General features: G+C 36.6%; 23 protein-coding genes, 1 pseudogene and 1 riboswitch. Of the genes and pseudogenes, 15 read left to right on the top strand and 9 right to left on the bottom strand.

From position 1 onward, the window contains the following. Window positions 1-109 precede the first annotated feature (109 nt). The 4 genes from brnQ (at window position 110) to FG383_RS01115 (ending at window position 4,982) form a co-directional block, all read left to right on the top strand. Complete coding sequence (brnQ, locus tag FG383_RS01130) at window positions 110-1,432, top strand: branched-chain amino acid transport system II carrier protein (protein ID WP_142605010.1); 1,323 nt, start codon at window positions 110-112, stop codon at window positions 1,430-1,432. Window positions 1,433-1,464: 32 nt separating this feature from the next. After that, entirely contained in the window at window positions 1,465-3,066 is a 1,602-nt protein-coding gene (locus FG383_RS01125; protein WP_246096788.1) for an amidohydrolase, read from the top strand. Between the two features lie 533 nt (window positions 3,067-3,599). Further along, entirely contained in the window at window positions 3,600-4,565 is a 966-nt protein-coding gene (locus FG383_RS01120; RefSeq protein ID WP_342782118.1) for a tyrosine-type recombinase/integrase, read from the top strand. Between the two features lie 228 nt (window positions 4,566-4,793). Continuing rightward, entirely contained in the window at window positions 4,794-4,982 is a 189-nt protein-coding gene (locus FG383_RS01115) for a hypothetical protein (RefSeq protein WP_142605009.1), read from the top strand. 14 nt (window positions 4,983-4,996) lie between these two features. On the opposite strand, the gene FG383_RS01110 is transcribed toward FG383_RS01115, so the two are convergent. Both FG383_RS01110 and FG383_RS01105 read right to left on the bottom strand, forming a co-directional pair. After that, entirely contained in the window at window positions 4,997-5,182 is a 186-nt protein-coding gene (locus FG383_RS01110; protein ID WP_142605008.1) for a hypothetical protein, read from the bottom strand. 61 nt (window positions 5,183-5,243) lie between these two features. Next, window positions 5,244-6,149: a hypothetical protein gene (locus tag FG383_RS01105; RefSeq protein ID WP_142605007.1), complete on the bottom strand. Its 906-nt coding sequence runs from the start codon at window positions 6,147-6,149 to the stop codon at window positions 5,244-5,246. A 427-nt stretch (window positions 6,150-6,576) separates the two neighbouring features. Here FG383_RS01105 and FG383_RS01100 point away from each other — a divergent pair, with 427 nt between their 5' ends. After that, the gene (locus FG383_RS01100) at window positions 6,577-7,131 is read left to right on the top strand and encodes a GNAT family N-acetyltransferase (RefSeq protein ID WP_142605006.1); all 555 of its coding nucleotides are present in this window, start codon (window positions 6,577-6,579) and stop codon (window positions 7,129-7,131) included. A 98-nt stretch (window positions 7,132-7,229) separates the two neighbouring features. Continuing rightward, on the top strand, window positions 7,230-7,487 hold the full coding sequence (locus FG383_RS01095) for a phage holin (RefSeq protein ID WP_142605005.1): 258 nt from the start codon (window positions 7,230-7,232) through the stop codon (window positions 7,485-7,487). An 88-nt stretch (window positions 7,488-7,575) separates the two neighbouring features. Here FG383_RS01095 and FG383_RS01090 read toward each other — a convergent pair whose 3' ends face one another. The 5 genes from FG383_RS01090 to FG383_RS01070 form a co-directional block, all read right to left on the bottom strand. Next, window positions 7,576-8,394 carry a GNAT family N-acetyltransferase gene (locus FG383_RS01090; RefSeq protein ID WP_142605004.1) on the bottom strand — a complete coding sequence of 273 codons (819 nt, stop codon included), beginning with the start codon at window positions 8,392-8,394 and terminating at the stop codon, window positions 7,576-7,578. Between the two features lie 83 nt (window positions 8,395-8,477). Next, on the bottom strand, window positions 8,478-9,263 hold the full coding sequence (locus FG383_RS01085; RefSeq protein WP_142605003.1) for a helix-turn-helix domain-containing protein: 786 nt from the start codon (window positions 9,261-9,263) through the stop codon (window positions 8,478-8,480). A 117-nt stretch (window positions 9,264-9,380) separates the two neighbouring features. Beyond that, window positions 9,381-10,505: a Ger(x)C family spore germination protein gene (locus FG383_RS01080; RefSeq protein ID WP_142605002.1), complete on the bottom strand. Its 1,125-nt coding sequence runs from the start codon at window positions 10,503-10,505 to the stop codon at window positions 9,381-9,383. Further along, the gene (locus tag FG383_RS01075) at window positions 10,505-11,614 is read right to left on the bottom strand and encodes a GerAB/ArcD/ProY family transporter (protein WP_142605001.1); all 1,110 of its coding nucleotides are present in this window, start codon (window positions 11,612-11,614) and stop codon (window positions 10,505-10,507) included. The genes FG383_RS01080 and FG383_RS01075 overlap by 1 nt, the downstream gene beginning before the upstream one ends. Before the next feature lie 16 nt (window positions 11,615-11,630). Beyond that, complete coding sequence (locus FG383_RS01070) at window positions 11,631-13,148, bottom strand: spore germination protein (RefSeq protein WP_142605000.1); 1,518 nt, start codon at window positions 13,146-13,148, stop codon at window positions 11,631-11,633. Window positions 13,149-13,387: 239 nt separating this feature from the next. Here FG383_RS01070 and FG383_RS01065 point away from each other — a divergent pair, with 239 nt between their 5' ends. After that, window positions 13,388-14,689: a CitMHS family transporter gene (locus FG383_RS01065; protein WP_142604999.1), complete on the top strand. Its 1,302-nt coding sequence runs from the start codon at window positions 13,388-13,390 to the stop codon at window positions 14,687-14,689. 50 nt (window positions 14,690-14,739) lie between these two features. Here the strand turns inward: FG383_RS01065 and FG383_RS01060 are convergent, their stop codons facing one another. Both FG383_RS01060 and FG383_RS01055 read right to left on the bottom strand, forming a co-directional pair. Beyond that, a complete protein-coding gene (locus FG383_RS01060) occupies window positions 14,740-15,000 on the bottom strand; it encodes a (4Fe-4S)-binding protein (protein ID WP_142604998.1) in 261 nt (86 codons plus the stop codon). 19 nt (window positions 15,001-15,019) lie between these two features. Next, window positions 15,020-16,690, bottom strand: coding sequence for a ribonuclease J (locus FG383_RS01055; RefSeq protein WP_425467608.1), 1,671 nt, complete (start codon window positions 16,688-16,690; stop codon window positions 15,020-15,022). Between the two features lie 134 nt (window positions 16,691-16,824). Here FG383_RS01055 and FG383_RS01050 point away from each other — a divergent pair. The 8 genes and pseudogenes from FG383_RS01050 to FG383_RS01015 form a co-directional block, all read left to right on the top strand. Further along, window positions 16,825-17,216, top strand: a pseudogene (locus FG383_RS01050) (amino acid permease); the annotation flags it as partial. 154 nt (window positions 17,217-17,370) lie between these two features. Beyond that, window positions 17,371-17,568: riboswitch (cobalamin riboswitch) on the top strand. 286 nt (window positions 17,569-17,854) lie between these two features. Then, window positions 17,855-18,979: a citrate synthase gene (mmgD, locus tag FG383_RS01045; protein ID WP_142604996.1), complete on the top strand. Its 1,125-nt coding sequence runs from the start codon at window positions 17,855-17,857 to the stop codon at window positions 18,977-18,979. Between the two features lie 94 nt (window positions 18,980-19,073). Then, a complete protein-coding gene (gene prpD / locus FG383_RS01040) occupies window positions 19,074-20,510 on the top strand; it encodes a 2-methylcitrate dehydratase (RefSeq protein WP_142604995.1) in 1,437 nt (478 codons plus the stop codon). A 15-nt stretch (window positions 20,511-20,525) separates the two neighbouring features. Further along, a complete protein-coding gene (prpB, locus tag FG383_RS01035) occupies window positions 20,526-21,434 on the top strand; it encodes a methylisocitrate lyase (protein WP_142604994.1) in 909 nt (302 codons plus the stop codon). Between the two features lie 56 nt (window positions 21,435-21,490). After that, window positions 21,491-23,212, top strand: a complete 1,722-nt coding sequence (locus tag FG383_RS01030; RefSeq protein ID WP_142604993.1) for an acyl-CoA dehydrogenase family protein — start codon at window positions 21,491-21,493, stop codon at window positions 23,210-23,212. 14 nt (window positions 23,213-23,226) lie between these two features. Next, the gene (locus tag FG383_RS01025; RefSeq protein WP_142604992.1) at window positions 23,227-24,114 is read left to right on the top strand and encodes an NAD(P)-dependent oxidoreductase; all 888 of its coding nucleotides are present in this window, start codon (window positions 23,227-23,229) and stop codon (window positions 24,112-24,114) included. A gap of 15 nt (window positions 24,115-24,129) precedes the next feature. Beyond that, window positions 24,130-25,584 carry a CoA-acylating methylmalonate-semialdehyde dehydrogenase gene (locus FG383_RS01020; protein ID WP_142604991.1) on the top strand — a complete coding sequence of 485 codons (1,455 nt, stop codon included), beginning with the start codon at window positions 24,130-24,132 and terminating at the stop codon, window positions 25,582-25,584. 44 nt (window positions 25,585-25,628) lie between these two features. Next, complete coding sequence (locus FG383_RS01015) at window positions 25,629-26,675, top strand: enoyl-CoA hydratase/isomerase family protein (protein ID WP_142604990.1); 1,047 nt, start codon at window positions 25,629-25,631, stop codon at window positions 26,673-26,675. Window positions 26,676-26,701: the final 26 nt, after the last annotated feature.

The raw sequence follows: 26,701 nt of genomic DNA, 5'->3' as shown, positions 1-26,701 counted from the left end.
AGGTAACTATTTGAAAATTAAAATATTGGCTTCTACATTTGGATGCATAGATAGTCATTTATTTTGTAAGGGTTTTCAATGGGGTATAGTTTGAGAAGAGGGGAACGAAATGAAAAAATCGATTCAACATAGCCTGATAGTGGGATTTGCATTATTTGCGATATTTTTTGGTGCTGGTAATTTAATATTCCCACCGTCCATTGGAAATGTTTCTGGAACTGAATGGGTATTCGCATTAATAGGCTTTTGTATCACGGGCATTGTTTTGCCACTTTTAGCAGTCATTGCAATTTTAAATGCAGGAGGAAAATTTGAAGATTTAACAAGACCGATTAGTCCATGGTTTTATAAAGTGTTTAATTTGTTATTAATGGTTGGCATTGGAATGTTCGTAACTATTCCACGTATGTCTGCAACAACGCATGAGTTAGGGGTTCACCAGCTGTTTCCGAAGGTTCCCTCCCTAGTCACGATTATTGTGTTTTTTGCCATTTGTTTTTATTTTGCTATGGATAAATCTAATGTAATAGACAAAATAGGTAAAATACTCACACCTGTGTTAGTAATTGCTCTTTTGCTTATTGTTGGAAAAGGTATTTTTGATCCAATCGGTGTACCAGTTGTTACAGAAATAAATAATGCTTTCTCCAATGCTTTTATAAGTGCTTATCAAACTGGAGATGTAGTAACTGGAATTTTTTGCGCACCTATCTTTATCGCTGCAATAGCTGCTTTTGGATATAAAGGAAGGCAAGCCCGTTCGATGGCTATAACCGGAACGCTTATCGCTGGTTTAGGGTTATTAGTTATATATGGGGGATTATTATTTCTTGGAGCTTCAGGTAGTGGTTTTTTCCAAGCTGGTATTGAAGACACTACTTTAGTATCCAACTTAATAGAATTATCACTTGGGAATTTTGGTTCTATTGCTCTAGCGGTAGCAATTGCATTAGCGTGTTTAACTTCCGCCATCGGAGTAATTGCTGTAATCGCTGAATTCTTGAATGACTTAACGAAAAACAAACTAAGCTATCGTTTATGGGTTGCTGTTGTCTGTATTGTTGGTATTGGAATAGGTTCTGCTGGCGTTGGAGCTATTGTCACTTTTGCAATGCCAATCTTCACAGCATTATATCCAGTGGCAATTGTATTAGTGATTTTAGGAACTTTCCGCAAATTCGTTCCAAATCCAGGATCTTACCAAGGAGCTATTTTATTGACGTTCATCGTAAGTCTGTTGGAAACTATAGCTTCATTAGGATTAACGATACCATTTTTGACTGACATTATTGCAAAACTACCTTTAAGTTCAGATGGTTTTAGTTGGTTAGTACCAGCAATTGTCGGATTTATTGTCGGAAGTATTCTTTATATATTTATTGGTCAAAAAAATAACCCTGCTGCTACTATTCATTCTGCAGAGGTTGAATAATCTCATTTTGAAATACAAAGGAGCTTTACATCATGGAAATGATAAGAGTAATGTTTATAAATGGTAAAATTTTTACGTCTAATATTGAAAAAAAAAATGCCAATGCGATGATTATTCAAAATGGTCATATTGAGTGGATAGGAAACCAAGAGGAAATTCAAGATTTTGAAGGAGTAGCCATTGATTTAAAAGGTCGCCGAGTTCTACCCGGGATTATTGACGCACATATGCATCCTTTACTACTGGCCAATTTTTCCAAACAAATTGCTTGTACTCCTCCGGTAGTATATTCCATAGTGGATATGATTCGTGAATTAACTACAATGGTTGAGGAAGATTGGATTGAAGGCTGGGGCTATGACGAAGGTAAGCTGAAAGAGGGTCGTGCACCAAATAGACAAGATTTAGATCAGGTTTCTATTGATAAGCCAATTGTCGTTACTCGTACATGTGGGCATATCATTTCTGTGAATAGTAAAGCACTTTCAATCGCTGGAATTAACAAAGATACACCTGACCCTGCTGGAGGAAAAATTGACCGAGATAAGAATGGCGAACCAACTGGTGTATTACGAGAAAGTGCTAGATTATTAGTGTTAAATAGAATGCCACAGATTTCTATGGAAGAGAATGCTTCTCGACTTGCCGAGCTGACAAAATCTCTATATGCACACGGTATTACATCGATCACGGATCTTATGGCTAGCCATAAACCGATGGATTATGTAGATGTTTATACACTAGCAAGAGAAAAAGGGTTGACGCAAAATGTTGTTCTATATTATATGTGGCATGATTTAAAAATGAATCCTATTTTAAATGCCGAAAACACGGATCGTAAAAATCCTATTCATATTGGTGGAGTGAAACTATTTGCAGATGGAAGTGTATCAGGAAGAACAGCTTGGGTCAATCCACCATTTCTAGGTGATGAAGATAACTACGGTATTTCAACTACATCAGAAAATGAACTGTTAGAAGCGGCTGAGTATGCCAAAAAACATGGAGTGCAATTGGTGGTCCATGCAATGGGCGAACAGGCGATTGATTTAATCGTGAACACATTTTATGGGAAAGAAGCTTGGCTTCAAGATGGTCCGTCCATTCGTATCGAACACGCTGCTATGCCTACACTGCAGGCTATCGAACGTGCTGCAGAAATAGGTATAGCTTTTGTTCCGCAACCTATTTTCTTATATGCTGAAATTGAAAGTTATCTGAATAATTTAGGTTCTGATCGAACGAAGACAACCTATCCGGTTAAAACAATGTTAAATTCGGGTATCCCAGTAGCATTTTCTTCTGATGCTCCTGCCACTGCATGGGCAGATCCAGTAAATCCTTTTGTTGGTATCAAATCTGCTGTAACTCGTGCAGCATATGATGGTACGAATACAGGTGATACTGAAAAAATTGATATCGAAACAGCAATTGAACTCTATACAAGAGGGGCTCAATACATTACTCGCCTACCATACGTTGGCCAGTTAAAAGAAGGTTATCGTGCAGACTTTATAGTATTAAACAAAGATATATTAGAAATATCTTCCGAAGAAATTGACAAAATATCTGTCGAAGCAACCTTTTTGAAAGGAGAATTAGTGTATCTAAAAGAAGGAGTTTCTTCTATTTAAATATATGCACTGAAATCTAAAATTGCAGATGCTGGGCTAACAAGTTGAGAACCGCAAAGTTATTAATACTAGTGTAGAATGATTGAAGTATTACAAAAAGTCACAGATAATTTAAAGGATATAACCACATATTCAAAAAGTAATAGTTGAATTTCATTGCAAACAGACCGGAAGATGCACTGTTCGGTCTGTTTGTGTATTCGGATTTGATTATGTGGACATGTACAAAGAAGCTGACTTCGGGAGCGAAATTCCTGTCCGTGCGGTACGGCTAATGAGTTTAAAGCATTCATAGAAGAAGCAGCTATAAATCGTTCATCTCTTTTTTACAAAACTTAATTTTAAAGCCGTTTACCTACAAGAACACACAAAAGAAAAGATAAACGCCTCTAAGAGTGAATTTGAAGCACCCTAATATTTGGAATTAACTGATCAATAAAAGGCTTTTTTACGATAAAATTTATTAATTTTCAATAAGGTTCCCAAATACATATTTGGGAACCTTATTTTGTGATAAAATGGGAGTATAAGAGGTGATTAATTTGCAGCAAGAAATACCGAAAATAGTAAAAGACTTTTTAGTATATTTAACAACGATAAAGGGAAAATCTCTTAGAACAAGAAAAGAATATGAATATGATATCGTTTTGTTATTACGATTTTTAAAAGCTGTCGAAAATGATATCGAACCAGAAAAAATGGACGAAATTTGTATTAAAGACATTACGATCGACTTTATTCGCGAAATATCATTAGAAGATATTTACTTGTTTCTAGAATTTTGCGAAAGGAAGCGAGGTAATAGTGCAGCAACGAGAGCGCGAAAAGCAGCAACAATCAAATCATTTTTCAAATATTTAAAAGGAAAAAGAAGATTAATCGAATATAATGCTGCAGATGAGCTAGAGGCACCTAAAATTGGAAAGAAAAAGCCTATATATATGAATCAAGAAGACGCGGAAATATTCATTAAAGGAATAAAAAGAACTAATCACTATTATCGAAATTACACGATGATAATGTTCTTTTTAAACTTAGGTCTTCGTGTGTCGGAATTATGTAGCTTAAATCTGACTTCGATCCAGGACAAGGTGTTGCGTGTAGTAGGGAAGGGAGATAAAGAGCGAACAGTTTTCTTGAACAATGTGTGCATCCAATCTCTCGAGGTATATATGCAGAAGGAACGTCAGTACATACAAGGTGCTAGTACGAATGAAGCACTGTTCTTATCACAAAAAGGTACGAGATTAACTAGGCAAACGGTCGCAAAAATTGTCAAACAAATAAACGCTGATTCTGGTTTAAACAAAGAAAAACTAACGCCACATAAACTAAGACATACATCAGCAACTATTATGTACAAAAATGGAGCAGACATTAGAAGTTTGCAGCATATTCTAGGGCACACGAGTGTTTCTACAACACAAATATATACGCATGTGGAAGACAAAGAAATACAACAAGTAATTGAAAACAATCCGTTCAACCATTTAGGTTAATATAATTATATTATGTAAACTAAATGATGAATTAGAAATAAATGAATCAAATTAAAAAAGAGACATGACTTTCATTTATCTATGTTTAGCGAATAAAAAGTGGAGATTTTAAGGGAAGTCCTTAGAAGCACTCCACTTTTTTTTGTAGATTTGAATAACTAATGCAATGGATGGAATATAATACGATATACGCATGGTGTACTTGGAGTTTAAAAGGAGCGGATGCACTTGAAGATGTCTGAAATCTATAAAAAATATTTAAATGGCGAGAAATTTAAAAGCATTAGTGAGATAAACCTAGGAAGCTTACCAGTAAAACATCCGGCTGATTTAGTTGGATCATCGCCAATTATGCAGGTATTAGCTGAAAAACACTCAAAAAATTTAAGATTAAACAAAAAAAGACCCACTTTTTAAAAAGTGGGTTACTGTTAATTAGTCTTTTGATAGTTCGTCATTCGTCTTACTAAAGGTTCTGATTTATTGACGTGGATTGGCTTTACCATATCACCGGTTATAACATCTTTAGTGCTTCTTCTGGCACTAAAGCGATTTAATTTTCTTGCTGCACGCTCTTTAACATCATTGGTATTGATTGGAGTTTTGACACTTACCATATTAATCACTCCTTTTCTATATAGTACATGATGATTTATTGTTAGGTCAAGAAAGATAGAATTATTCTACAATTGTATTTACATCTGAGTTTGTCAATGCTACCATATACTCGATGTTTTCTAAATTTTTACCAATAGTTTTATGTAATAGTTCGAAAAGATACTTGTCTAAAATATCGAAAGAGTATGTATAGCTTTCAATTACGGTAATATACTCAGTGCTATTGTAAACGAAATAGAAAACAAGGTAGCTTTTCTTCCATAAATTATCCTCATTGACTTTGTTGCTAACAACAGATTCCCCAGATTCTTTAGATTCTTCTACTAAATCATTTAGTTTTTCAGGAGCTGTACTAGTGTAAATTTGATATGTAAATGCACCATTGATTGGATTATTTTTATATCCCATTTGAGTTTCGGCCAGGAAGTATTCTAACACTTCCCTATAGTCTATAGACGATTCAGATAAAAACCCTAAAGTCCTTCCAGAAGCATCATCTCCTGAAAAATATGCCATTAATTTCGCTTTAGTCCCACTGATCTCAACCGTTTCAATTGCAGCTTGTTCAATATTATCTACTTCAAATTCCAAATTTAAAAATCTAAATCTCTTTAATCGTTTAAAGGCGACAGGGATAGTTAAAAATAATAGCAGCCAGATTAAGAGTAAAAAGAGCCCTCTAAAGATTATTTGATTAAAATTAGATTCTACAAAAGGTTTAACAATTATAGCAAATGCTGTTTCTTTTTCTTGTATATCTGTAATGATAGTATCTGGATCGGGTTGAAGAAAAAAAGTCTTTGGATTCTCAGTTAATGTTGCTATACCTATAAGGATCGATGCAGAAATCATCCAAATTAGTATGAGAATAATTCCTGTAGTATATATATACGGAATCAGAAAGTTAATCCATTGGAAAAAAGTTCTTTTATCTTTTGTTGAATCAATTTGTTGTATTTTTCTCACCTCATTCTCTTAATATATTGAGTTTATAGAAGTCCCGACAATCTGGCAATAGAGAACTCTAAATCAAGTATTTTCACCTCTAATTTCCATAGCACCTATTAAGCATTTAGATTTAAATAATAATATTATGTAAACTATTTACGGGTTTATTATTGCTCTATATAAATATTTCTAATAGTGGTATAATTCAATAATATTTTTCTGTTATCAAAAATGCTCTGCTTTTAGAGAAAATAAAGCTAAAATGCTCAATTTACGGGGTTGAGAACATTTGTTTGGTTATTTTCGAACGAGATTGAATGAAACGTTGAAATAAAGGTTCAAAACATTGATAACACTAGGTTTGTTTCAGATATTCAACGTTTTCTCCAATACATAAAAATGATTCAATATAATAATATTATGTTAACTAATAGGGGGAAATCACATGTTTACACACATGATTAATGAAAAAACAAAGCTAAAAATGCTCGATTTACGGGACTCAGAACAATTGTTCGGTTTGACGATTGGTTCGAAAGAAACGTTGAGAGAATGGCTGCAATTCATCGATTACACTAAATCTGTTGTTGATACACAAAGCTTTATTCAGTCGACGATGAAACAATTTAGTGAAAATAATGGCTTTCAAGCCGGCATTTGGTATGAAGGAAATCTTGCCGGGGTCATTGGTTTTCATAAAATTGATTGGAATAATAAGTCCACAAGTATTGGCTACTGGCTTGGGAATGATTACGTTGGGTTAGGATTGATGACGGCATCCGTGAAAGCTTTTGTTGATTATGCATTAAAAGAGTTGATGTTGAATAGAGTGGAAATTCGTGCAGCAGTAGAGAATAAGAAGAGTAGAGCGATACCAGAGAGATTAGGTTTTACGGAAGAAGGTTGTGTAAGGCAAGCAGAATGGCTGTATGATCATTTTGTGGATCATGTTGTGTATGGAATACTTAGCGGTGATTGGGATGAGAATATGTCGAATTAATTTCATGCAATTATTATAAAAGTCGAATGAGGTCAAGCTCTAATAACATATGATATTAGGGAACAAACATTAATCCAACAACTTTAGGGGGGCCAAATTTGACGAATAAACAACATCCTGCTCCGTTTGAAAAAATGATGGTTGTTCGGACGGTCGTTCTCTTAATAGCATGGTTAAATCAATTTCTAGTTATGAAGGGCTACAGTCCAATTGAATTTAGTAACGAAGAAGTAGAGCTTGGAGTGACATTTGGATTTGCTTTTTTTGCATCGATTTGGGCATGGTGGAAAAATAACGATGTGCGTTACAAGGCTCGTCGCAATACGCAATATTTGAGAGACAAAGGACTTAAATAGATTTAATTACTGAAAATCATCAATCTAAAACGAGCCCCTGATTTCCTCAATTATGAGGAAATCAGGTTTTTTTAGATAAAGAAATAAGTTAATCGTATATATAGTAATCTTGTGCATGCACTACTATAAATCCGATTGATTCATAAAGTCCAAGTGCATGTGTATTTTTAGTTTCTACTTCTAGATGAACAGTATGTCCCGAGGCGGATTGTTCCTTGACTACTTTTTGCAATACTATTCGTCCTATGCCTTTTCCTTGGTATTCGAGTAGGATTGCGAAACCATAAATCCATGCTTCGCCATTTTCTTGTTTTATTCTAATGTTTCCTATTGTTCCTTCGTTCACATCTATCATATACATGATGTTATCTACATCGCCGTTTATTCTACTTTCTGTAGCCCTTGCATCTTCTTCTGTTAAACCAAATGCCTCCATCGACAAACGTACACGCATGTCTGAATCAGCTTTTGTTGCTTGTCGCAACGTAAAACCATCTACTTCTTCTAAAATCCGTTCCTGCCATTGCATTTGATGTTCTGAAAATCCGTAGGTAGCTCCTTGTTTTGCTAAAAAAGCGTTGGCAGCAGTAGAACTCGCTGGAGCATTTAACAAGATCCTCTTGAAGGAGTTCTCTTTTGCCGAAACCATTCCAAGTTGAAACAATCTAGAGAAATGTCCTTTTCGACGTTCTCTTGGTTTTACCATTCCGCATACTTCTACGGTTGACCCAAATGGATATAAACCTAAAAAAGCAATGAGTTCATCATTTTCATAATGCAGGAAATCGAGTTGATCTGACTCCCGATTTCGAAGCATTTCCCAGTTTAATTTTAATTGAATATAATCATATGCCGCACATTCTTTTTGAAGTTTTTCAATATCTTGTAGTTGTTTTGTACTTAACATGTATTTCTCCTTTGTTGTGATCGGAATGATGAGAAAATTCCTCCTTTTCAGTTTACCTCAGCTTAATAACAAAGCCTACTATATTATTTATAAAAAAATTGATCGGCTGGCTTGTCGTAGAAATGAAAAGTATCACTAAAAAGAGTTTCGTCAATTAGTTTGTTCAAGACACCAGAATAGTAACCTGCCATATTATGAATGGTCTTCTGTTTCGTTTTTTGGACTGTAATATGAAGCGCTCGTAGAGCTAATTCGTCAAACAGCTCTTCTTTATCCGAATAGATAGAGAACATTAACAATTTCAAGGAATGATAACGGTGGATACCAAATAGTTTTCGTGCTAGAGCGACATCACCTATTGTGGATGAAAGTATAGACTTCATTCTTTCAAAAAGCGTAAGTGGCATCTTCTCCGCAGGATACGTTTCTTTAAGATCTTTATTATTAGATTTTATAAATAACGGTTCGTCTGCAGAATTATTTGCTTGGTTCTTCCCGTCGTTTGCTTCCTCGGCTTTAGACGGGGTATTCATTTCCGCCTGTTCATTTATAGGTAAAATAGAATAAACATTCGCTCCAAGCCCACTTAATACAGGACGGACGTAGGGAATACGCTCAATAATAGAAAGTTTTTCTAGCTTTCGAATGGCACGTCGTACTGTAGATTCGGATTTCTTAATAGCTTTTCCAATGGTTTCTGCTTTTAAATGTGCTGATCCGTATTTTACTGAATATCGGCGAATTGTATCGAGAACAGTTCGATCAGTAGAGTTAAGGTGATTATAGTTCTTCGCGATATGTAAATTGGTTGCTGCATCTAGTTCCTCTTTAGTAGAAAAATGAGTGTAGTTTTTTAAGTAAGTATACATCGTAGAAAACCTCTTTATTTTTTATATAGAATAAAGAGGGGAAGAAGGATACATTTAATTATGCGTGATTAATTTTTCTTCCGCCTTCAAGGGCATTAATACCTCTACGTAAATGCTTCACTCAAAAACCCCATCTCTAAGTATGTCAAACTCAACCTTTATATTCACCTTCATATTTTTATACATTTCATGCCATTTTTCTTTCGTCAGATTAGAGTTTCTTACTGAGCTTCTATATTTTTCGCCAAATCCAAAGATATCCGATTGGACATTTTGACTATGGGCAATTACCCTTGATATCTCTCTTGATAAGTTTTTACTTACCGCATTTTCAATTCCTTCGACTACTTTTGGATCTCCTAGGTTCACATCTGGATATACTTCTAACAATCTTGCTTTTAGTTTAAGCTGCAAATCAAACTCTGGAGTGGTCGGATCAACTAATTTCAACACTCTTTTCGAGCGAATAGCATCAAATGCTACTGGCATATCGCTAGCCGTGCCAGTCATCAAATTGGGAGGAATATCCTCTTTTTGAATGATTGTTTCAAATATTCCTGACGTAAAACTATCTCTCACAAGCTTTACATAAAAGCTATCCTCCACTGGAAGTGTACTTACCATTTTGCCACCGCTAAATAGGGCAATGCCTGTTAATTCGATTAAATCATCCTCCCTTTTAATAATTGGCATCGCACTATCTTTGCCTTCCATATAAAAATCGTGTGCAATTTCATGCAAGCTAGATGAAATCATGTGTTCCTGCTTAACATTTTGTTCTATTAGCCTATATATATGTTGACCTATATCATCTATATTTTTATATTCGTATTGGAGAAGAGGTGCTGTTTCTCCTTCTACTACTGCCAAATACAGACTATTACTTATACTAGCATTTTCTAAATGTGTATCAATGTAAAAATGAAGATCATCTTTTGCCAATTCTTCACCGAACAAAATGACTCTCATCTGACCGACCATAATTTTTTTGGATAATTTTCGATTGGCTTTCATCCTATTTCCTTTGCTCGTTTCGTTTTCCGTCGTAACCACTTCCACATTACTTTGAAATTCTGGGTTTACTTCTCTAATAACGGCAGTAGTGGCTATTTTTTCTTCGGTTCCGGCATCATACCCGACTAAAGTGGTTAATCCGACCCGATCCAATATATTTGTCTCTACACAACCGCTTAAGATACCAGGAAGAAAAAGAAGAATGAAATAGAACTTAAATATCTTCATTATTTTTGCTCCTTCTGTGATGTATATTTCTTTTTCAGCATTGTTACGAACAATAAGAAAATAGGATAGACAAATATAATATAAAAAGCTATATGTCCAAATTGAGTATTAATCGTATTTATTTGCGTTCTAGATTGAACGAATAATGTGCCTATAAATATAAGAAGGGAGAAAATCCACACAAATTTCTTTCCGCTTATTTTAACTACTCGTTTTGCACCTCGACAAGCTGCCCATAAATAAAGACATAGATTAGGTAAAATAATTAACATCCAAAAACAAACCGCTACGAATTCGAATCGCTCCATAAAAGGAAAACTAATAAAACTGAACAAAGATAACGTCGCCCATATCGTTTTGGTTAATTTTCCTTCGCTATAATAAGTAAGTGAGACGAACATAATGAACAGATAAACAAATGTAGTAAATAACAAGCCTAAATGCACATGCTTTCGCACATTTTCCTTGTCTTTAACAAAAGGATAAATGATTTGAAGTATTTCAAAGCCAATAATCGTAAACGTCATAGATTGTGCACCTTTTAATATAGAGCCAACATTTGTCTCTAAAATAGGGAAAAGGCTATCTATTGATGAAAATTTTAAAGGAACAAATAACAAAGGGAGGATCCATAGAGCGAGTACGATACTAAAAAAAGAAACGCCAACAATTACTCGAAGACCACCTGTAAAGGCATATATAGTAATTAAAATTAGTGTAGCAGAAAGAAACCACGTAGCTAAGTCCGGAAAAATCCATGTTTGAATTACTTCTATATAATTTCGCAAAACGGAAAAAAAAGCGACAAAACAATACAATATATATACTATATTGAAGAAATTTCCAATCCGCTTTCCGTAAACATCTTGATGGATTCCGTAAAGGTCATTGGAACCGTATATTTCCAATGTTTTAATCATACAAAAAGCGATAATATGAGTTGCAAGACCTGCCAGCAGAACGGAAATCCAAGCATCATGTTTTGCATCTTGGTAAATGACACGCTGAAATCCATGAATACCTACCCCAACTTGAGCGCCGTGAATCACAAAAAAGAGCAAATAAGCATTAATCATATCTTTTGGGCTAAGTTGTATAGAATTTTTCATTCATTTCACCTTCAGTTCAACTTTTTTTCGGGTGTTCAACCTCTGGATTGTATTTTTCTTGATCAGTAGCTCGGACAGAGGATGGTCTTTTTGCTGTGTATGGTAAAGGCAATCTTATAAGACTATCTCTCATATCCTGGAATCTAGGTGGATAGAAAGGGGCCATATACGGTGCACCCAAACTAGATTGACGTAATAGATGAACGAGTATAAAACAAAAGGCGAGCATAATGCCATAAAATCCCCAAAATCCTGCGAGTATGATGATTGGGAAACGTATGAGGCGGATAACATTTCCCATTATATAACTTGGTGTAGTAAAGGACGCTAAGGCGCTTAAAGCGACAATAATGAGTAAAATATTACTTGTAATTCCTGCTTGTACAGCCGCAGTTCCAATTACAATCCCCCCTACAATCCCAATCGTTTGGCCAATCTTTGTTGGTAATCTTGCCCCAGCTTCTCTCAGTAATTCTATGATAAATTCGAGTAATAATGCTTCAAATACAGGTGGGAAAGGGACTAACGCCCTCGATTCACTCAGTGGAACTAAGAATGCCTGAGGAATTACTTCGTAGTGAAATGTCAACGCGCCTACATATATGGGAGTCAAAAAAACGGATAAAAAAATGGCAGAAAATCTTAATAGCCGGACGAAAGTGGCAACTTGCCATCGTAGATTTTGATCTTCTCTACTTTCAAAGAATTCAATAAAAGATTGAGGGCAAACAATTGCCATGGAACTACCGTCGACAATAACTCCTAATTTTCCATTTAATAAACCATCGCAAAACCTGTCTGGTCTTTCGGTTAAAAGCATTTGGGGAAATGGCGATAATGTATTATCGTCAATCATCTCCACAAGTACCGCACTGTCTAGTAAAGCATCCACATCCAAATCATTAATCCTTTGGCGAAGTGTATTCACCATTTGATCTGACGCAATACCGTTCATATATAAAATGTTTAAGGAGGTTTTTGTACGTGTTCCAACTTTTATTTCTTCATTACATAAATCGGGACTCATAATATAGCGGCGCACTAATGAAATATTAGTCGATAGACTTTCATTAAACCCAACCTGTGCCCCGATTACTTGTGATTCATTTTCAGGAGTAGTTAAACTTCGCGATTCTCTCGTAGAAACATTTGCCAAGACGACTTGTGAGTATCCTTCCATATGGATAAGAACATTCCCGTTTATGATGGCAGTAATAGCTTCCTCTAGTTGACTAGAAATATTTACCTCAGCTATCGCAATAATTTGTTTGATCGTAGCTGGCGTCTCCATTGTTGCGTTTTGTAAGTTAGTAATAATATGATCATTTAAATTCTTATCATTTACTAAATTATTTATATAAATAAGAGTAAGGTTGGGAAGCATGGATTTAACCATAAGGTCAGCAGGACTATGAGTAGCATCTTTAATCGATCGTATAAAGTCAATCTTCGAGGGAGATAATATTTCTTTATTGTTATGACTAGTATTTACTATTGGCTTTTGTTTTTTTTTGAAAGGTAGTTTAAACTTCATCTAGAATATTGGCTCCTCTCATTTCTTACTTAGTGTATAGAATGGACTTTTTAAGGATTATCTATACTTAATTCTGGCATTTCTCTTATCGCTTAATAAAAATATTGGAAGCATCCTAACATTGTTGACAATTTTCTAAAAAATTGAACTTGACTTAATAGTTTATACTTTATAAAATATATTGCATATACATAGAAAATTCGTGCTTCAATACACGTACTAGAGGGGAATTATTATTCATGTTGGCTTTGTTAGGTTTTTTGATGATTGTTACATTCTTATTTTTAGTAATTACTAAGAGACTCTCCGTAGTAGCGGCTTTTATTGGTGTGGCAGTTGTGTTTGCGTTAATCGGTGGATTTTACGCGGATATGGGTCAGATGATGATGGATGGTATCATTAAAGTGACACCAACCGCGGTAATGATCGTTTTTGCTATCTTGTATTTTGGTTTAATGATCGATGTTGGCCTATTTGATCCGATGATTAATCGAATTTTAGCGCTAGTTAAAGGGGATCCTTTAAAAGTAGTTTTAGCTACTGCTGTTATTACAATATTAGTAGGCTTAGATGGAGATGGTTCTTCCACGTTTATGGTGTCGGTTACTGCAATGTTACCTTTATACATACGACTTGGGATGAGTCGATTAGTGTTAGCATGTGTAGTAGCTTTAGCAGCAGGTGTGATGAATATTATTCCATGGGGTGGACCGCTCGTTCGAGCAGCAGCGAGTCTTCAAGTAGAAGTGTCTGATTTATTTATCCCGTTAATTCCAGTTATGATTGCAGGGTTATTATGGACATTATTTTCAGCTTATTTGTTAGGGAAGAAGGAAAGAGCAAGACTTGGGGTAGTTATATTAGAAGAGCCAACACCAACAGTTGCAGAGCTAGCAGCAACGACTGTTGAAAAAAGAGGCGTTTCTAAAATTTACTGGTTTAATCTTTTCTTAACGATTGTTTTAATGGCCTTACTTGTAATGGATGTATTGCCGATTGCTATTTTATTTGCTACAGCATTTGCTATTGCATTAGTAGTTAACTTCCCAAATGTACAAAAACAACAAGATCAGATTTTACGACATGCGAATAATTTTGTTATGATCAGTACTATGGTTTTTGCAGCAGGAATTTTTACAGGTATTTTCAGTGGAACAGGAATGATGGATGCGATGGCAGCAACTTTAGTTTCTGTAATTCCTGAATCATTAGGAAGCCATATGCCGGTTATAGTGGCACTTACTAGTATTCCTATGGGACTTGTATTTTCACCTGATGCCTATTACTTTGGTATTCTACCAATTTTGAGTGAAACAGCAGCTGGTTTTGGAATTGATCCTGTTGAAATTGGGAGAGCTGCATTACTTGGGCATTCAACCGCAGGGTTCCCATTATCACCATTAGTTCCAGCGACATTTATCTTAATCGGTTTAGTCGGGGTAAGTTTTGGTGAACATCAGAAATTCTTATTTAAATGGGCTTTTGGAACTTGCGTTGTCATGACGATAGCAGCCGTATTGACTGGTGCGATTACATTATAAATGAATACAACTGTTAAAAGGCTACTGCACAAAAATGCAGTAGCCTTTTATTAAAGGTGGAGCGAGTCATTCTTTTCTATATATATTAATGCTTGACTTGGACATGTTGCGATCACTCTTTTCACATCTTCTCTAAGTGCTGCATCCGGTAGTATCCATGGTTTTCTACTCATATTAAATGTAGAAGGTAAATACTTGAGGCAATTAGCTGCATGCGTACATTTCTTCGGATGAAAAAAAACATCTACTTCATGGCCGTTATACTTCTTATATCCCGCATTTATTAAATATTGCTCATAAAAATCTTCCATATAGATCCTCCAGGTGATGTTAGACTTCTATCATGATTGGAAGAATCATTGGCTTTCGTTTTGTACGTGAATATAAATGTTTTTCCACTGATTTTTTTATGTTTTGTTTTAACACACGTTGATTTCGACTATTATCTTTCATTTTATCGATAGTTGTTCTTACGAGTTGATTCACTTCGTTTATAAGTTCTCCCGATTCTGGACCGTACATAAAACCTCTTGAAATTGTATCCGGACCAGAAATAATTTTCCCTTGAGATTTACTAACTGTCGTGACGATCACTAACATGCCGTCCTCCGAAAGTAATTTACGATCCCGCAAAATGATTTCGCCAACATCTCCTATACCGAAGCCATCAACGAAAACATTGCCAGCATCTACACTACGCGTTTGAGTGGCTTCGCTGTTCACTATATCAACGACATCCCCATTATTCACAATGAAAATATTTTCTGTTTGGACTCCAACAGATTCTGCTAATATGCGATGTTGATGGAGCATTCGATATTCCCCGTGAATGGGGATAAAGTACTTTGGTTTCATCAAGGTAAGCATAAGTTTCAATTCTTCCTGACATGCGTGTCCAGAAACATGAAGTCCAGTAACACTACCTGAACCATATATGACCCGAGCACCTAATAGAAATAAATTATCGATTATTCGCGAAACACTACGTTCGTTCCCCGGTATAGGGCTTGCTGCTAGAATGACCGTGTCTTCAGGGAGCACTTCTACTTGCCTAAAGTTTGAACTTGATAAACGGGATAACGCAGCCATTGGTTCCCCTTGACTACCTGTACAAAGAACAACTACTTTTTCCGGATCCATCGAGTTGACTTCACTAGCTTCTATTAGCATTCCGTCTGGCACTTCTAAGTATCCACGCTCCATCGCAACAGATACAACATTGACCATACTACGCCCCAGTAGAGCGAGTTTGCGATTTGTCTTTATAGCCGCGTTTACAATTTGTTGAACTCGATGGACATTGGAAGCGAATGTAGAGATGAAAACTTTCCGAGGTGCATGACGAAAAGCTTCTTCAATATGATCACCTACAAGGCGTTCGGACGGGGTAGAGCCAGGTCTTTCCGCATTTGTACTTTCAGACAGGAGCAGCAGCACACCATTTTCACCTAGTGCCGCCATTTTATGAATGTCGGGTCCGTGTTCATCAACGGGAGTCCAATCAAATTTAAAATCTCCAGTATGCACAATTGTACCTTGTGAAGTATGGAAGGCTATTCCTAAACAGTCAGGAATGCTATGACTAGTTTTGAAAAATGTCGTTCTAATCGAACCAAATGTCAGCTCTGATTCGCTGTCAATCATAAATAGTTTTGTTTGTCTTAGCAGGCCATGCTCTTTTAATTTTATTTCTATTAGCCCTAATGTTAAATTTGTCGCATAGATTGGGACATTTAGTTGTTTTAAGAAATAAGGGATACCTCCAATATGATCTTCGTGTCCATGTGTAACAATCAAAGCACGAAGCTTATCCTTATTTTCTTGTAAAAACGAAATATCTTGGATAATCAAGTCAATACCTAACAGAGTTTCATCTGGAAACTTAGCACCGCAGTCGATTACCACAATGTCATCTTCTGCTTGTATTACATACATATTTTTACCAATTTCATTAACGCCTCCAAGGGCAAAAATTGATAGTTTTTGATTGGTTGTAGTCAAAATATCTTTCCTCCACTTCGAGTTCATAAATAAAGTATTGCCTTATATAGGTGATTATATAAGTAAAACTTTCTGTCGAAATAGAGAGAAATACTGTTGCAATATATCTTGATTGTCGTAATCTAGATTAATAACCGTCTAATGCATTGTTATTTTCAACTGTCGTTATACTTTTTGCGGTTGTTTGGAATTATGTTATGCCAGAAGGTGTGTTTACACTAATTACAAGTATTTCTACCGTATGCATTATCTATATATGGGGAATTACGGTCATTTGTCATTTGAAATATCGAAAAACAAGACCAAATTTAGCGAAGATAACAAATTCAAGATGCCGTTTTATCCATTTGCTAATTACTTAATCCTTGTTTTTCTAGCGTTCGTTCTTGTCGTATTAGCACTTGCAGAAGATACTCGTGTTGCGTTGTTTGTAACGCCTGTTTGGTTTATTTTGCTGATTGTGATTTATATGATGCGTGGAACAAAGAACGAGCATAAAAAGCCGAGCTATAGCACTCGTGCATAAAGATGTAGAAATTCTTCTTTAGTATGTGAAAAACTATTTCCCTTGTCTCTTTGTTTGAGGCATGGGATTTTCTTTTTACAAATTGAAAAAAGTAAATGCTTTTTGAAAAACGATTGTAAATTTTAAGAATATTTGATATGTTTAAATAGAAAATTGAATAAGTGTAGAAATAGGTGCAGAAATAGCAAATGACTATTCTGCTTAAAAGGGAAGTTCGGTTAGAGTCCGACGCTGTCCCGCAACTGTATATGAGAGCGATTCGAAAAAGCCACTGTTTTCTTCAAAAGAAAATGGGAAGGTTCGAAAAGCGATGACCATAAGCCAGGAGACCTGCCTATTTTAGCATGCATCAATACCTACGAGGATAGGGGGTGTTAAGTGCGAGAGTAATGAACGTGTTTTCTTATTAAACATGTTTATTTAAGTATTCCTTCGTGTCTTAACAACTTCTTAAAAGAAGTTGTTTTTTTATTGTTTATTTTTATAAACAATCGACTTGAAAATGGGGATTACTTTCTTTCGCAAGCATAATTGTTGATGAATGATGGAGAAATTTAAGCATGACAAGTGCTTGTTTCATCTTTTGTAAGGGCTTTCAATTGTGCTGATGAATGCAAATTTGGATAGGAGGAAAAGAAATGGAAACGGAACAAAAGTTTTATCCGGGCCTCGATGGTGTAGTGGCGGCAGAAACAAAAATTTCCTTTCTCGATACGCTACAAGGGGAAATCGTTATTCAAGGATATGACCTAATTGAGTTATCGAAAACAAAAGAGTATCTAGATATTGTTCACCTTTTACTAGCAGGAGAACTTCCAAGTATAGAAGAGAAAGCAGCTTTGGAAGAAGTATTAAAAGGAGAATATGATGTGCCAAAGGAAATACTAGATATCTTTAAGCTTCTACCTAGTAATACACACCCGATGGATGCTTTACGCACGGGGCTTTCTTCGCTTGCAGGATTTGATCAACAAATCGACGATAGCACAGTAGAAGCAAATAGGAAAAAGGCATTCAAACTATTAGGAAAGGTTCCTAATCTCGTTGCAAATAGCTATAGAGTCATCCATCAGCAAGATGTAGTAGCGCCACTTCCAGAATTATCGTATAGTGCAAACTTTTTTTATATGATTACGGGTAAAAAACCGACCCCGTTAGAAGAAAAGATATTTGATCGTTCCCTTGTTTTATATAGTGAGCATGAAATGCCAAACTCTACGTTTACTGCGAGAGTAATAGCTTCTACAAAATCTGATATGTATGGTGCACTCACTGGAGCAGTAGCTTCCCTAAAAGGAAATTTGCATGGTGGGGCAAACGAAGCAGTTATGTATATGCTGTTGGAAGCAAAAACGGTTGCAGAATTTGAAAAAGTTCTGCAAACAAAATTGGCTAATAACGATCGAATTATGGGATTTGGTCATCGTGTTTATATGAAGAAAATCGATCCTAGGGCGACAATTATGAAGGATGCTTTACGTCAATTGTGTGAGATACAAGGAGACGATCTCCTTTATCAAATGTGTGAAGCTGGGGAGAAAATAATGGAGCGAGAAAAGGGTATTTACCCAAATCTTGACTATTATGCAGCACCTGTATATTGGATGCTTGGCATTCCAATTCCTTTATATACACCGATTTTCTATAGTTCAAGAACAGTAGGATTATGCGCGCATGTGATGGAGCAGCATGCAAATAACCGATTATTTCGTCCAAGAGTACATTATACAGGCGAGCGACGCGCCATTATTATCAACCAATAGACAAATAGTAGCTTAAAGCACGCCCGCCAAATGGATGTTCTGCAAAACACCCATTACAATTTTAAACTAATATCATTCGAAAGGAAAGATTAACTTGTTATCTATAAACGAGCGAACAAAGACAGATATTTTACTAGAGGAAATAGCAGATTATGTGTTGCATAAAGACATAGTGAGCGAGGAAGCTTTTCAAACAGCTCAATACGTATTATTAGACACACTAGGATGCGGTATTCTTGCACTCAATTACCCGGAATGTACAAAGCTATTAGGTCCTGTTGTGCCGGGCACAGTTGTTCCTAACGGATCTAGAGTACCTGGTACTTCCTTTGTACTCGATCCAGTAAAAGGCGCTTTTAATATCGGTTGTATGATTAGATGGCTAGATTTCAATGATACGTGGTTAGCTGCGGAGTGGGGACATCCATCAGACAATCTCGGGGGAATCCTTGCTGTTGCCGATTATTTATCGCGAAAAAATGTGGCGGGAGGAAAAGAGCCATTAACGGTACAATACGTTTTAGAAATGATGATCAAAGCACATGAAATCCAAGGCGTGCTTGCGCTAGAAAACAGTCTAAATCGAGTTGGGCTTGACCATGTGTTATACGTCAAAATTGCTACTACGGCTGTTGTAACTAAAATGCTCGGAGGTTCAAAAGAAGAAATCGTTAACGCTTTATCTAATGCATGGCTTGATAATTCTAGCTTGCGAACGTATAGACATGCTCCAAATACCGGCTCTCGTAAATCATGGGCTGCAGGAGATGCAACTAGTCGCGGAGTACATTTAGCGATGATGGCACTAAAAGGAGAAATGGGATATCCAACAGCTCTATCAGCACCTGGTTGGGGTTTTCAAGACGTCTTATTTAATAAGCAAGAGTTGAAGCTTGGTAGAAATCTAGATTCCTATGTAATGGAAAATGTCTTGTTTAAAGTTTCTTACCCTGCGGAGTTCCACGCACAGACAGCAGCTGAATGTGCTGTTAAGCTTTACCCGCTTGTGAAGGAACGCTTGCATGAAATAGAACGGATTACGATTACGACACATGAGTCTGCTATCCGTATTATCGACAAAACTGGACCACTTCATAATCCGGCTGACCGAGACCATTGTTTACAATATATTACCGCAATTGGTCTTAGTAAAGGGACAATTACGGCGGAGCATTATGAAGAAGAAACGGCTTCAGATCCTTTAATCGATCAACTTAGAAGTAAGATGGTAGTAGTGGAAAATAAACAATACACACATGATTATCTCGATCCGAGCAAGCGCTCAATCGCCAATTCTGTTCAAATTCTTTTCAAGGATGGAACATTAACGGAAAAGGTAGAATGTGAGTATCCTTTAGGACATCGCTTTCGTAGAGAAGAAGCCATTCCAAAAATTAAAGAAAAGTTCTCACTCAATATCCAGTCGCACTATCCAAAAAAACAGCAACAAAAGCTAGAAGAAACTTGCTATGACTATAAAACATTAGCACAAATGAACGTAAATGAATTTATGGAGTTGTTTCTACTTTAAAAGGAGGAATTGAAAATGGCTTGGATAGTAGATCAAGACTCTACACAAAAAGAACTCGCTGAACAATTTCGTGCTTTAATAGCTTCTGAGCATATTTTGCAAATTCCTGGTAGTCATGATGCGATGGCTGGGCTAATAGCAAAAGAAGTAGGGTTTTCTGCATTATATTTATCTGGAGCGGCTTACACAGCTAGTAAAGGACTGCCCGATTTAGGGATAGTTACATCTACGGAAGTGGCTGAGCGTGCCAAAGATATTATCCGTGCAACTAATCTTCCTATGTTAGTAGATATTGATACGGGATTTGGTGGAATATTGAATGCTGCGAGAACTGCCAAAGAGATGATAGAAGCTAGAGTCGCTGCCGTTCAAATAGAAGACCAACAACTCCCTAAAAAATGTGGGCATTTAAATGGGAAACAGCTTACTTCTACTGAAGAGATGGTACAGAAGATTCAAGTGATAAAAGAAGTTGCTCCTTCTTTAGTAATCGTTGCTCGGACAGATGCACGAGGAGTGGAAGGGTTAGATGCTGCCATTGAACGAGCAGCGGCATATGTGGTGGCTGGAGCAGATGCCCTATTCCCAGAAGCACTCAAATCAGAGGACGAATTCCGTCAGTTTGCTAGTAAAATCTCTGTTCCATTGCTCGCAAACATGACAGAGTTCGGTCAAACTCCTTATTATACAGCGGAACAGTTTGAGGAAATGGGCTATAAAATGGTCATCTATCCGGTTACATCTCTTAGAGTAGCAGCAAAAGCTTATGAAACCATTTTTCAATTAATCAAAGAACGAGGCTCTCAAAAAGAAGGATTGTCGGATATGCAAACAAGAAGCGAATTGTATGAAACGATTTCGTATTATAAATTTGAAGAATTAGATAAGGCTATATCTAAAACAGTATTAACCAATCAACAATAGAGACAAGGATAAAGCTGTTCCGGCAGCTTTATCCTCATAAAGTTAGGAGGCTAAGGATGGAAAAACAATTGGTCCATGTGCAGAACCTCTTTTCTCTGGAAAAAGAAACGTCTACTACTATATTCACTCCAGAAGATTTCACAGAAGAAGATCAGCTCATAGCAAAAACGACTGAGTCATTTATTCAACAAGATATTATTCCTCAATTATCGCAATTTGAACAGCATAACTATGCTATAACAAGCAAGTTGTTTAAAAAAGCAGGTGAGTTAGGATTACTAAGTATCGAAACACCAGAAGCTTATGGTGGCTTGTCATTAAGCAAAAAAACAGCGGGATTAGTCGCAGAAAAAATGGGACAAAGCGGTTCTTTTAGCGTTTCGTTTAATATTCATGTAGGAGTTGGAACTCTTCCATATGTCTATTTTGGAACTGCACAACAAAAGGAAACGTATTTGCCAAGGCTTGCTTCAGGAGAATGGATTGGAGCCTATGCGTTAACGGAGCCAAATGCAGGTTCTGATGCTTTAAACTTAAAAACGACAGCTGTTTTGCAAGAGGATGGTACATGGTTATTAAATGGAGAGAAACAATGGATAACGAATGCAAAAGTGGCAGATGTCTTCGTTGTATTTGCGAAAACAGTAGATGGTGTCACTGCTTTTATCGTAGAAAACTCCTTTCATGGTGTATCAACAGGACCAGAAGAAAAGAAAATGGGTATTAAAGGTTCATCCACCGCTACCCTTATTTTAGATAATGTAACTGTTCCAGGTGAAAATATGCTCGGTGTTGGTGGAAAAGGTCATCAAGTGGCACTCAACATATTAAATATGGCACGACTAAAACTCGCTTTTGCGAATATCGGTACTGCAAAGCAAGCGACCCAGCTCTCTATCCAGTATGTAAATGAACGAAAGCAATTCAACAAACATTTGTCTAACTTTACAATGATCCAAGAAAAAATAGCCAATATGGTCATCTCTATATATGGAGCAGAGAGCGCTGCTTATCGGACAGCCCACTGTATAGATGAAACGTTAGAAGCAATCGAAAGTGATCAAGAGATTACGGCAGTATTAGCCAATTATGCCATTGAATGTGCGCTAAATAAGATTAATAGTTCCGAAATATTGGATGAAATTGTAGATGAAGCGGTACAAATTCACGGTGGCAATGGCTTTATGCAAGAATATGAAGTCGAAAGCCTATATCGAGATGCAAGAATTAGCCGCATTTTTGAAGGGACAAACGAAATAAATCGTTTAACTATTTCCAAAATTATGCTAAAAAAACAAGAAGAACTTATTTCAACTGTTCCATTAGTAAGAAGTGAATCTCCGTCCATACCAAATAGAAATTTCCAATATATTATACTATCACTAGAGCTACTGCACAAAGTTCTGAAAGCATTTTCCGACACTTCCTTAAACTTAGAGCAGGAACAAGAATATTTACGACTTCTAGCTGATGTTATAAAGGACATATATATAATGGAATCTTCCTATTTACGGTTAGAAAAATATTTAAATAAGAATGGCAGAAATAACGAAGAGACAATTCACCAATTGGTTACCGCTGTCATTTGTGAGGAAGGTTATCGGAAAATAGAGACGGCTTCAATTACGATACTATCCTCATTAGAAATAGATGAGCAATTGAGAGAGGTTATGCTACAAGACATGAAGCAACTGCCCGTACCTCTATTTAGCAATCTGTTTATAAAGAAACGGAAAATTGCAGAAGTAATGATAGACCATGGTCGCTATTTCATATGAATAGGAGTGTTCCAATGAAGAAGATAGGCTTTATAGGACTTGGAAATATGGGGTTACCTATGTCTCACAATTTGATCACATCTAATTTTGACGTGTATGGAGCTGATTTGAATAAAGAGGCATTACTTCATTTTGAGAAAAATGGCGGAAAAGTAGGCTATTCTATTACACAATTGGCAAGTACATGTGATGTTATTTTTACAAGTCTCCCGTCTAATGGGGCTGTGGAAGCAATCTACTTAGGTGAACAGGGACTGATCGAGCATGCGAATACAAACATCCTATTAATCGATACAAGCACAGTATCTCCTGAACTCAATATAAGAATAGAACAAAGCGCTAAGCTAAAAGGCGTGGATTTTCTTGCAGCGCCTGTTAGTGGCGGTGTGATTGGGGCTATTAACAAAACGCTTACTTTTATGATTGGCGGTTCAAAGGAAGTTTTTGAAAGAGCATTGCCGGTCCTTCATGTATTAGGAGAAAATATATTCCATGTCAGTGAAAAGATTGATAGCGGTACTGCTACAAAACTGATTAATAACTTGCTAATTGGCTTCTACACGGCTGGAGTGAGCGAGGCGCTTACCCTTGCCAAAGAAAGTCAACTAGACTTAGATAAACTGTTTGATATGTTAAATGTCAGCTATGGTCAAAGCCGAATATATGAACGAAATTATAAGAGCTTTATAGCAAATGATGATTATGCACCTGGTTTTGCTCTCAATCTATTAAAAAAGGATATGGGTTTTGCATTAGAGCTTGCGGATAAAAATCATGTAGATTTACCGATAAGTAAAATACTTTACGGGATGTATGAAGAAGCCGATAAAAGTGGTCTTGGGGAACAGGATATGTCTGTTCTCTATAAAAAAGTTAGTACGCAAACACCATCTATTTTATGAAAAGGAGAATCTGTCATGATTACTACAACGATAAAAAGAATGCAGAACAATATTCATGGTAAATGGGTTGACTCTAGAGGAACAGAAGTAGAATCTATTCCGAACCCAGCAACTGGAGAAACAATCGCATATGTTCCTATCTCTACAAAAGAGGATGTGGATCTAGCAGTACAAGCGGCTAGTACAGCTTTTGACGAGTGGTCATTGGTTCCTGTACCAAATAGAGCACGCTATTTGTATAAATACCACCAATTACTACTTGAAAACAAAGACGAATTGGCGGCGATTATTACAGCGGAAAACGGAAAAACGTTAAAAGATGCTAGTGGGGAAGTACAACGTGGTATCGAGGTTGTGGAACTAGCTACTTCGACACCAAGTATGATGATGGGCGATGCACTTCCGAATATTGCTGAAGGAATTGATGGATCGATTTGGCGATATCCGATTGGTGTTGTAGCAGGAATCACGCCATTTAACTTCCCAATGATGGTTCCCCTTTGGATGTTTCCACTGGCAATTGCATGTGGGAATACGTTTGTCTTAAAAGTTTCGGAACGCACGCCTATTTTAGCGGAAAAGCTGGTCGATTTGTTCTATGAGGCAGGGTTTCCGAACGGTGTGCTCAATTTAGTACATGGCAGTAAAGATGTCGTTAATGGTTTGTTAGAACATCCTTCTATTAAAGCAATATCGTTTGTTGGTTCGGAGCCTGTTGCAAAGTATGTATATGAAACGGGTTCTGCAAATGGTAAACGGGTGCAAGCACTTGCCGGGGCAAAAAACCACGGAATTGTTTTAGCTGATTGTCATTTGGAAAAAACAGTACAAGGTGTAATAGGAGCCGCTTTTGGTAGTAGCGGTGAACGCTGTATGGCATGCTCTGTTGTAGCAGTTGAAGAGGATATTGCAGAGGAGTTTATCAACTTACTTGTCGCAGAAACTCGCAAGCTAAAAGTCGGAGATGGTCGCTATGAAGAAAACTTTGTAGGTCCATTGATCCGCGAAGTACACAAAGATCGTGTGTTAAATTATATTAACATCGGAGTAGAAGAAGGCGCACAACTATTAGTGGACGGTAGACAGCCAGAAAACCAGAAAGGTTACTATGTGGGAGCTACCATTTTTGACCATGTGAAACCAGACATGAAAATTTGGCAAGATGAGATTTTTGCTCCTGTTTTAAGCGTGGTGCGAGTAAAAAATCTACAAGAAGGAATCGATTTGACGAACCAATCTAAATTTGCGAATGGAGCAGTAATTTATACTTCGAGTGGAAAAAACGCACAAATCTTCCGTGAAAAAATAGACGCAGGTATGATAGGTGTGAATGTAAATGTCCCTGCCCCAATGGCATTTTTCTCTTTTGCAGGAAACAAAGCATCCTTTTACGGTGATCTTGGAACAAACGGAAAAGACGGTGTGCAATTTTATACACGTAAAAAAGTTGTAACAGAACGCTGGTTTTAAGCGCATCTAAAACCTAATTTTACACATTCTTAAAGGGGGACATTATGACAAACGAAGTTCTATTTTCAACTAATGATAATGGGGTAGCCACCATCACACTTAACCGCCCAAAAGCATTAAATTCCTTGTCTTACGAAATGGTGAAACAAATAGGGCAAAAATTGGAAGAGTGGCAAACAGACGATAACATACATGTTGTCATTTTAAATGGGGCTGGAGAAAAAGGCTTTTGTGCCGGTGGAGATATAAAAGCACTCTATGAATCGAATACTAGCGAAGCAGCATTACAAGAAGCAAAACAGTTTTTTAAGGTAGAATATGAAGTAGATAGACTCATATATACTTTTCCGAAACCGATTATCGCTTGTTTAAATGGAATTGTGATGGGTGGGGGAGTTGGGCTATCCTACGGTGCAAGTCATAAAATTGTGACAGAGCGTACAAAATGGGCCATGCCTGAAATGAATATTGCATTTTTCCCAGATGTGGGAGCTGCTTATTTTCTAAATAAAGCACCTGGCTACTTAGGACGATATTTAGCTTTAACAGCATCTGTTATTACGGCAGCGGATATTTTATATATAAAAGCTGGGGATATATATATGACCCAGGAGGCGCTTGGCGAGTTTATTTTAGCTGTTAATGAAACAAATTGGCATGGACGATCTATTCAAAATACGCTTCAAGATTTAATCGAGAATTATGCAAGTTCTCCTAAAGAGGAAAGCGAGCTTCAAATTCGAGAAGAAAGTATAAATGAGCATTTTGCTTTCGATACAATAGAAGGTATTATATCGTCGTTAGAAGATAAAGACGATGCCTTTACCAAGGAAACGAAGAAAACAATCCTCTCCAAATCTCCTTTTTCTTTAAAGATAACGTTAAAGCAATTAATAGATGGACAAAACAAAACAATAGAGGAATGCCTGGCAACGGATTTAACACTAGCAACAAACTTTATGAAACATCATGATTTTTTTGAAGGAGTCCGAACTGTTTTGATCGATAAAGGGCAAATACCGCAATATACGTACAAAAAATTGTCTGATGTATCCGAAAAAGTAGTGAATGATTTTTTCAAAACTATTTAAGTGATGCATAAAAGTAAATCAACTGG

It is taken from the genome of Psychrobacillus soli (genome assembly GCF_006861775.1).
Taxonomy (GTDB): domain Bacteria; phylum Bacillota; class Bacilli; order Bacillales_A; family Planococcaceae; genus Psychrobacillus; species Psychrobacillus soli.
This window is presented reverse-complemented; position numbering and strand designations above follow the sequence as displayed.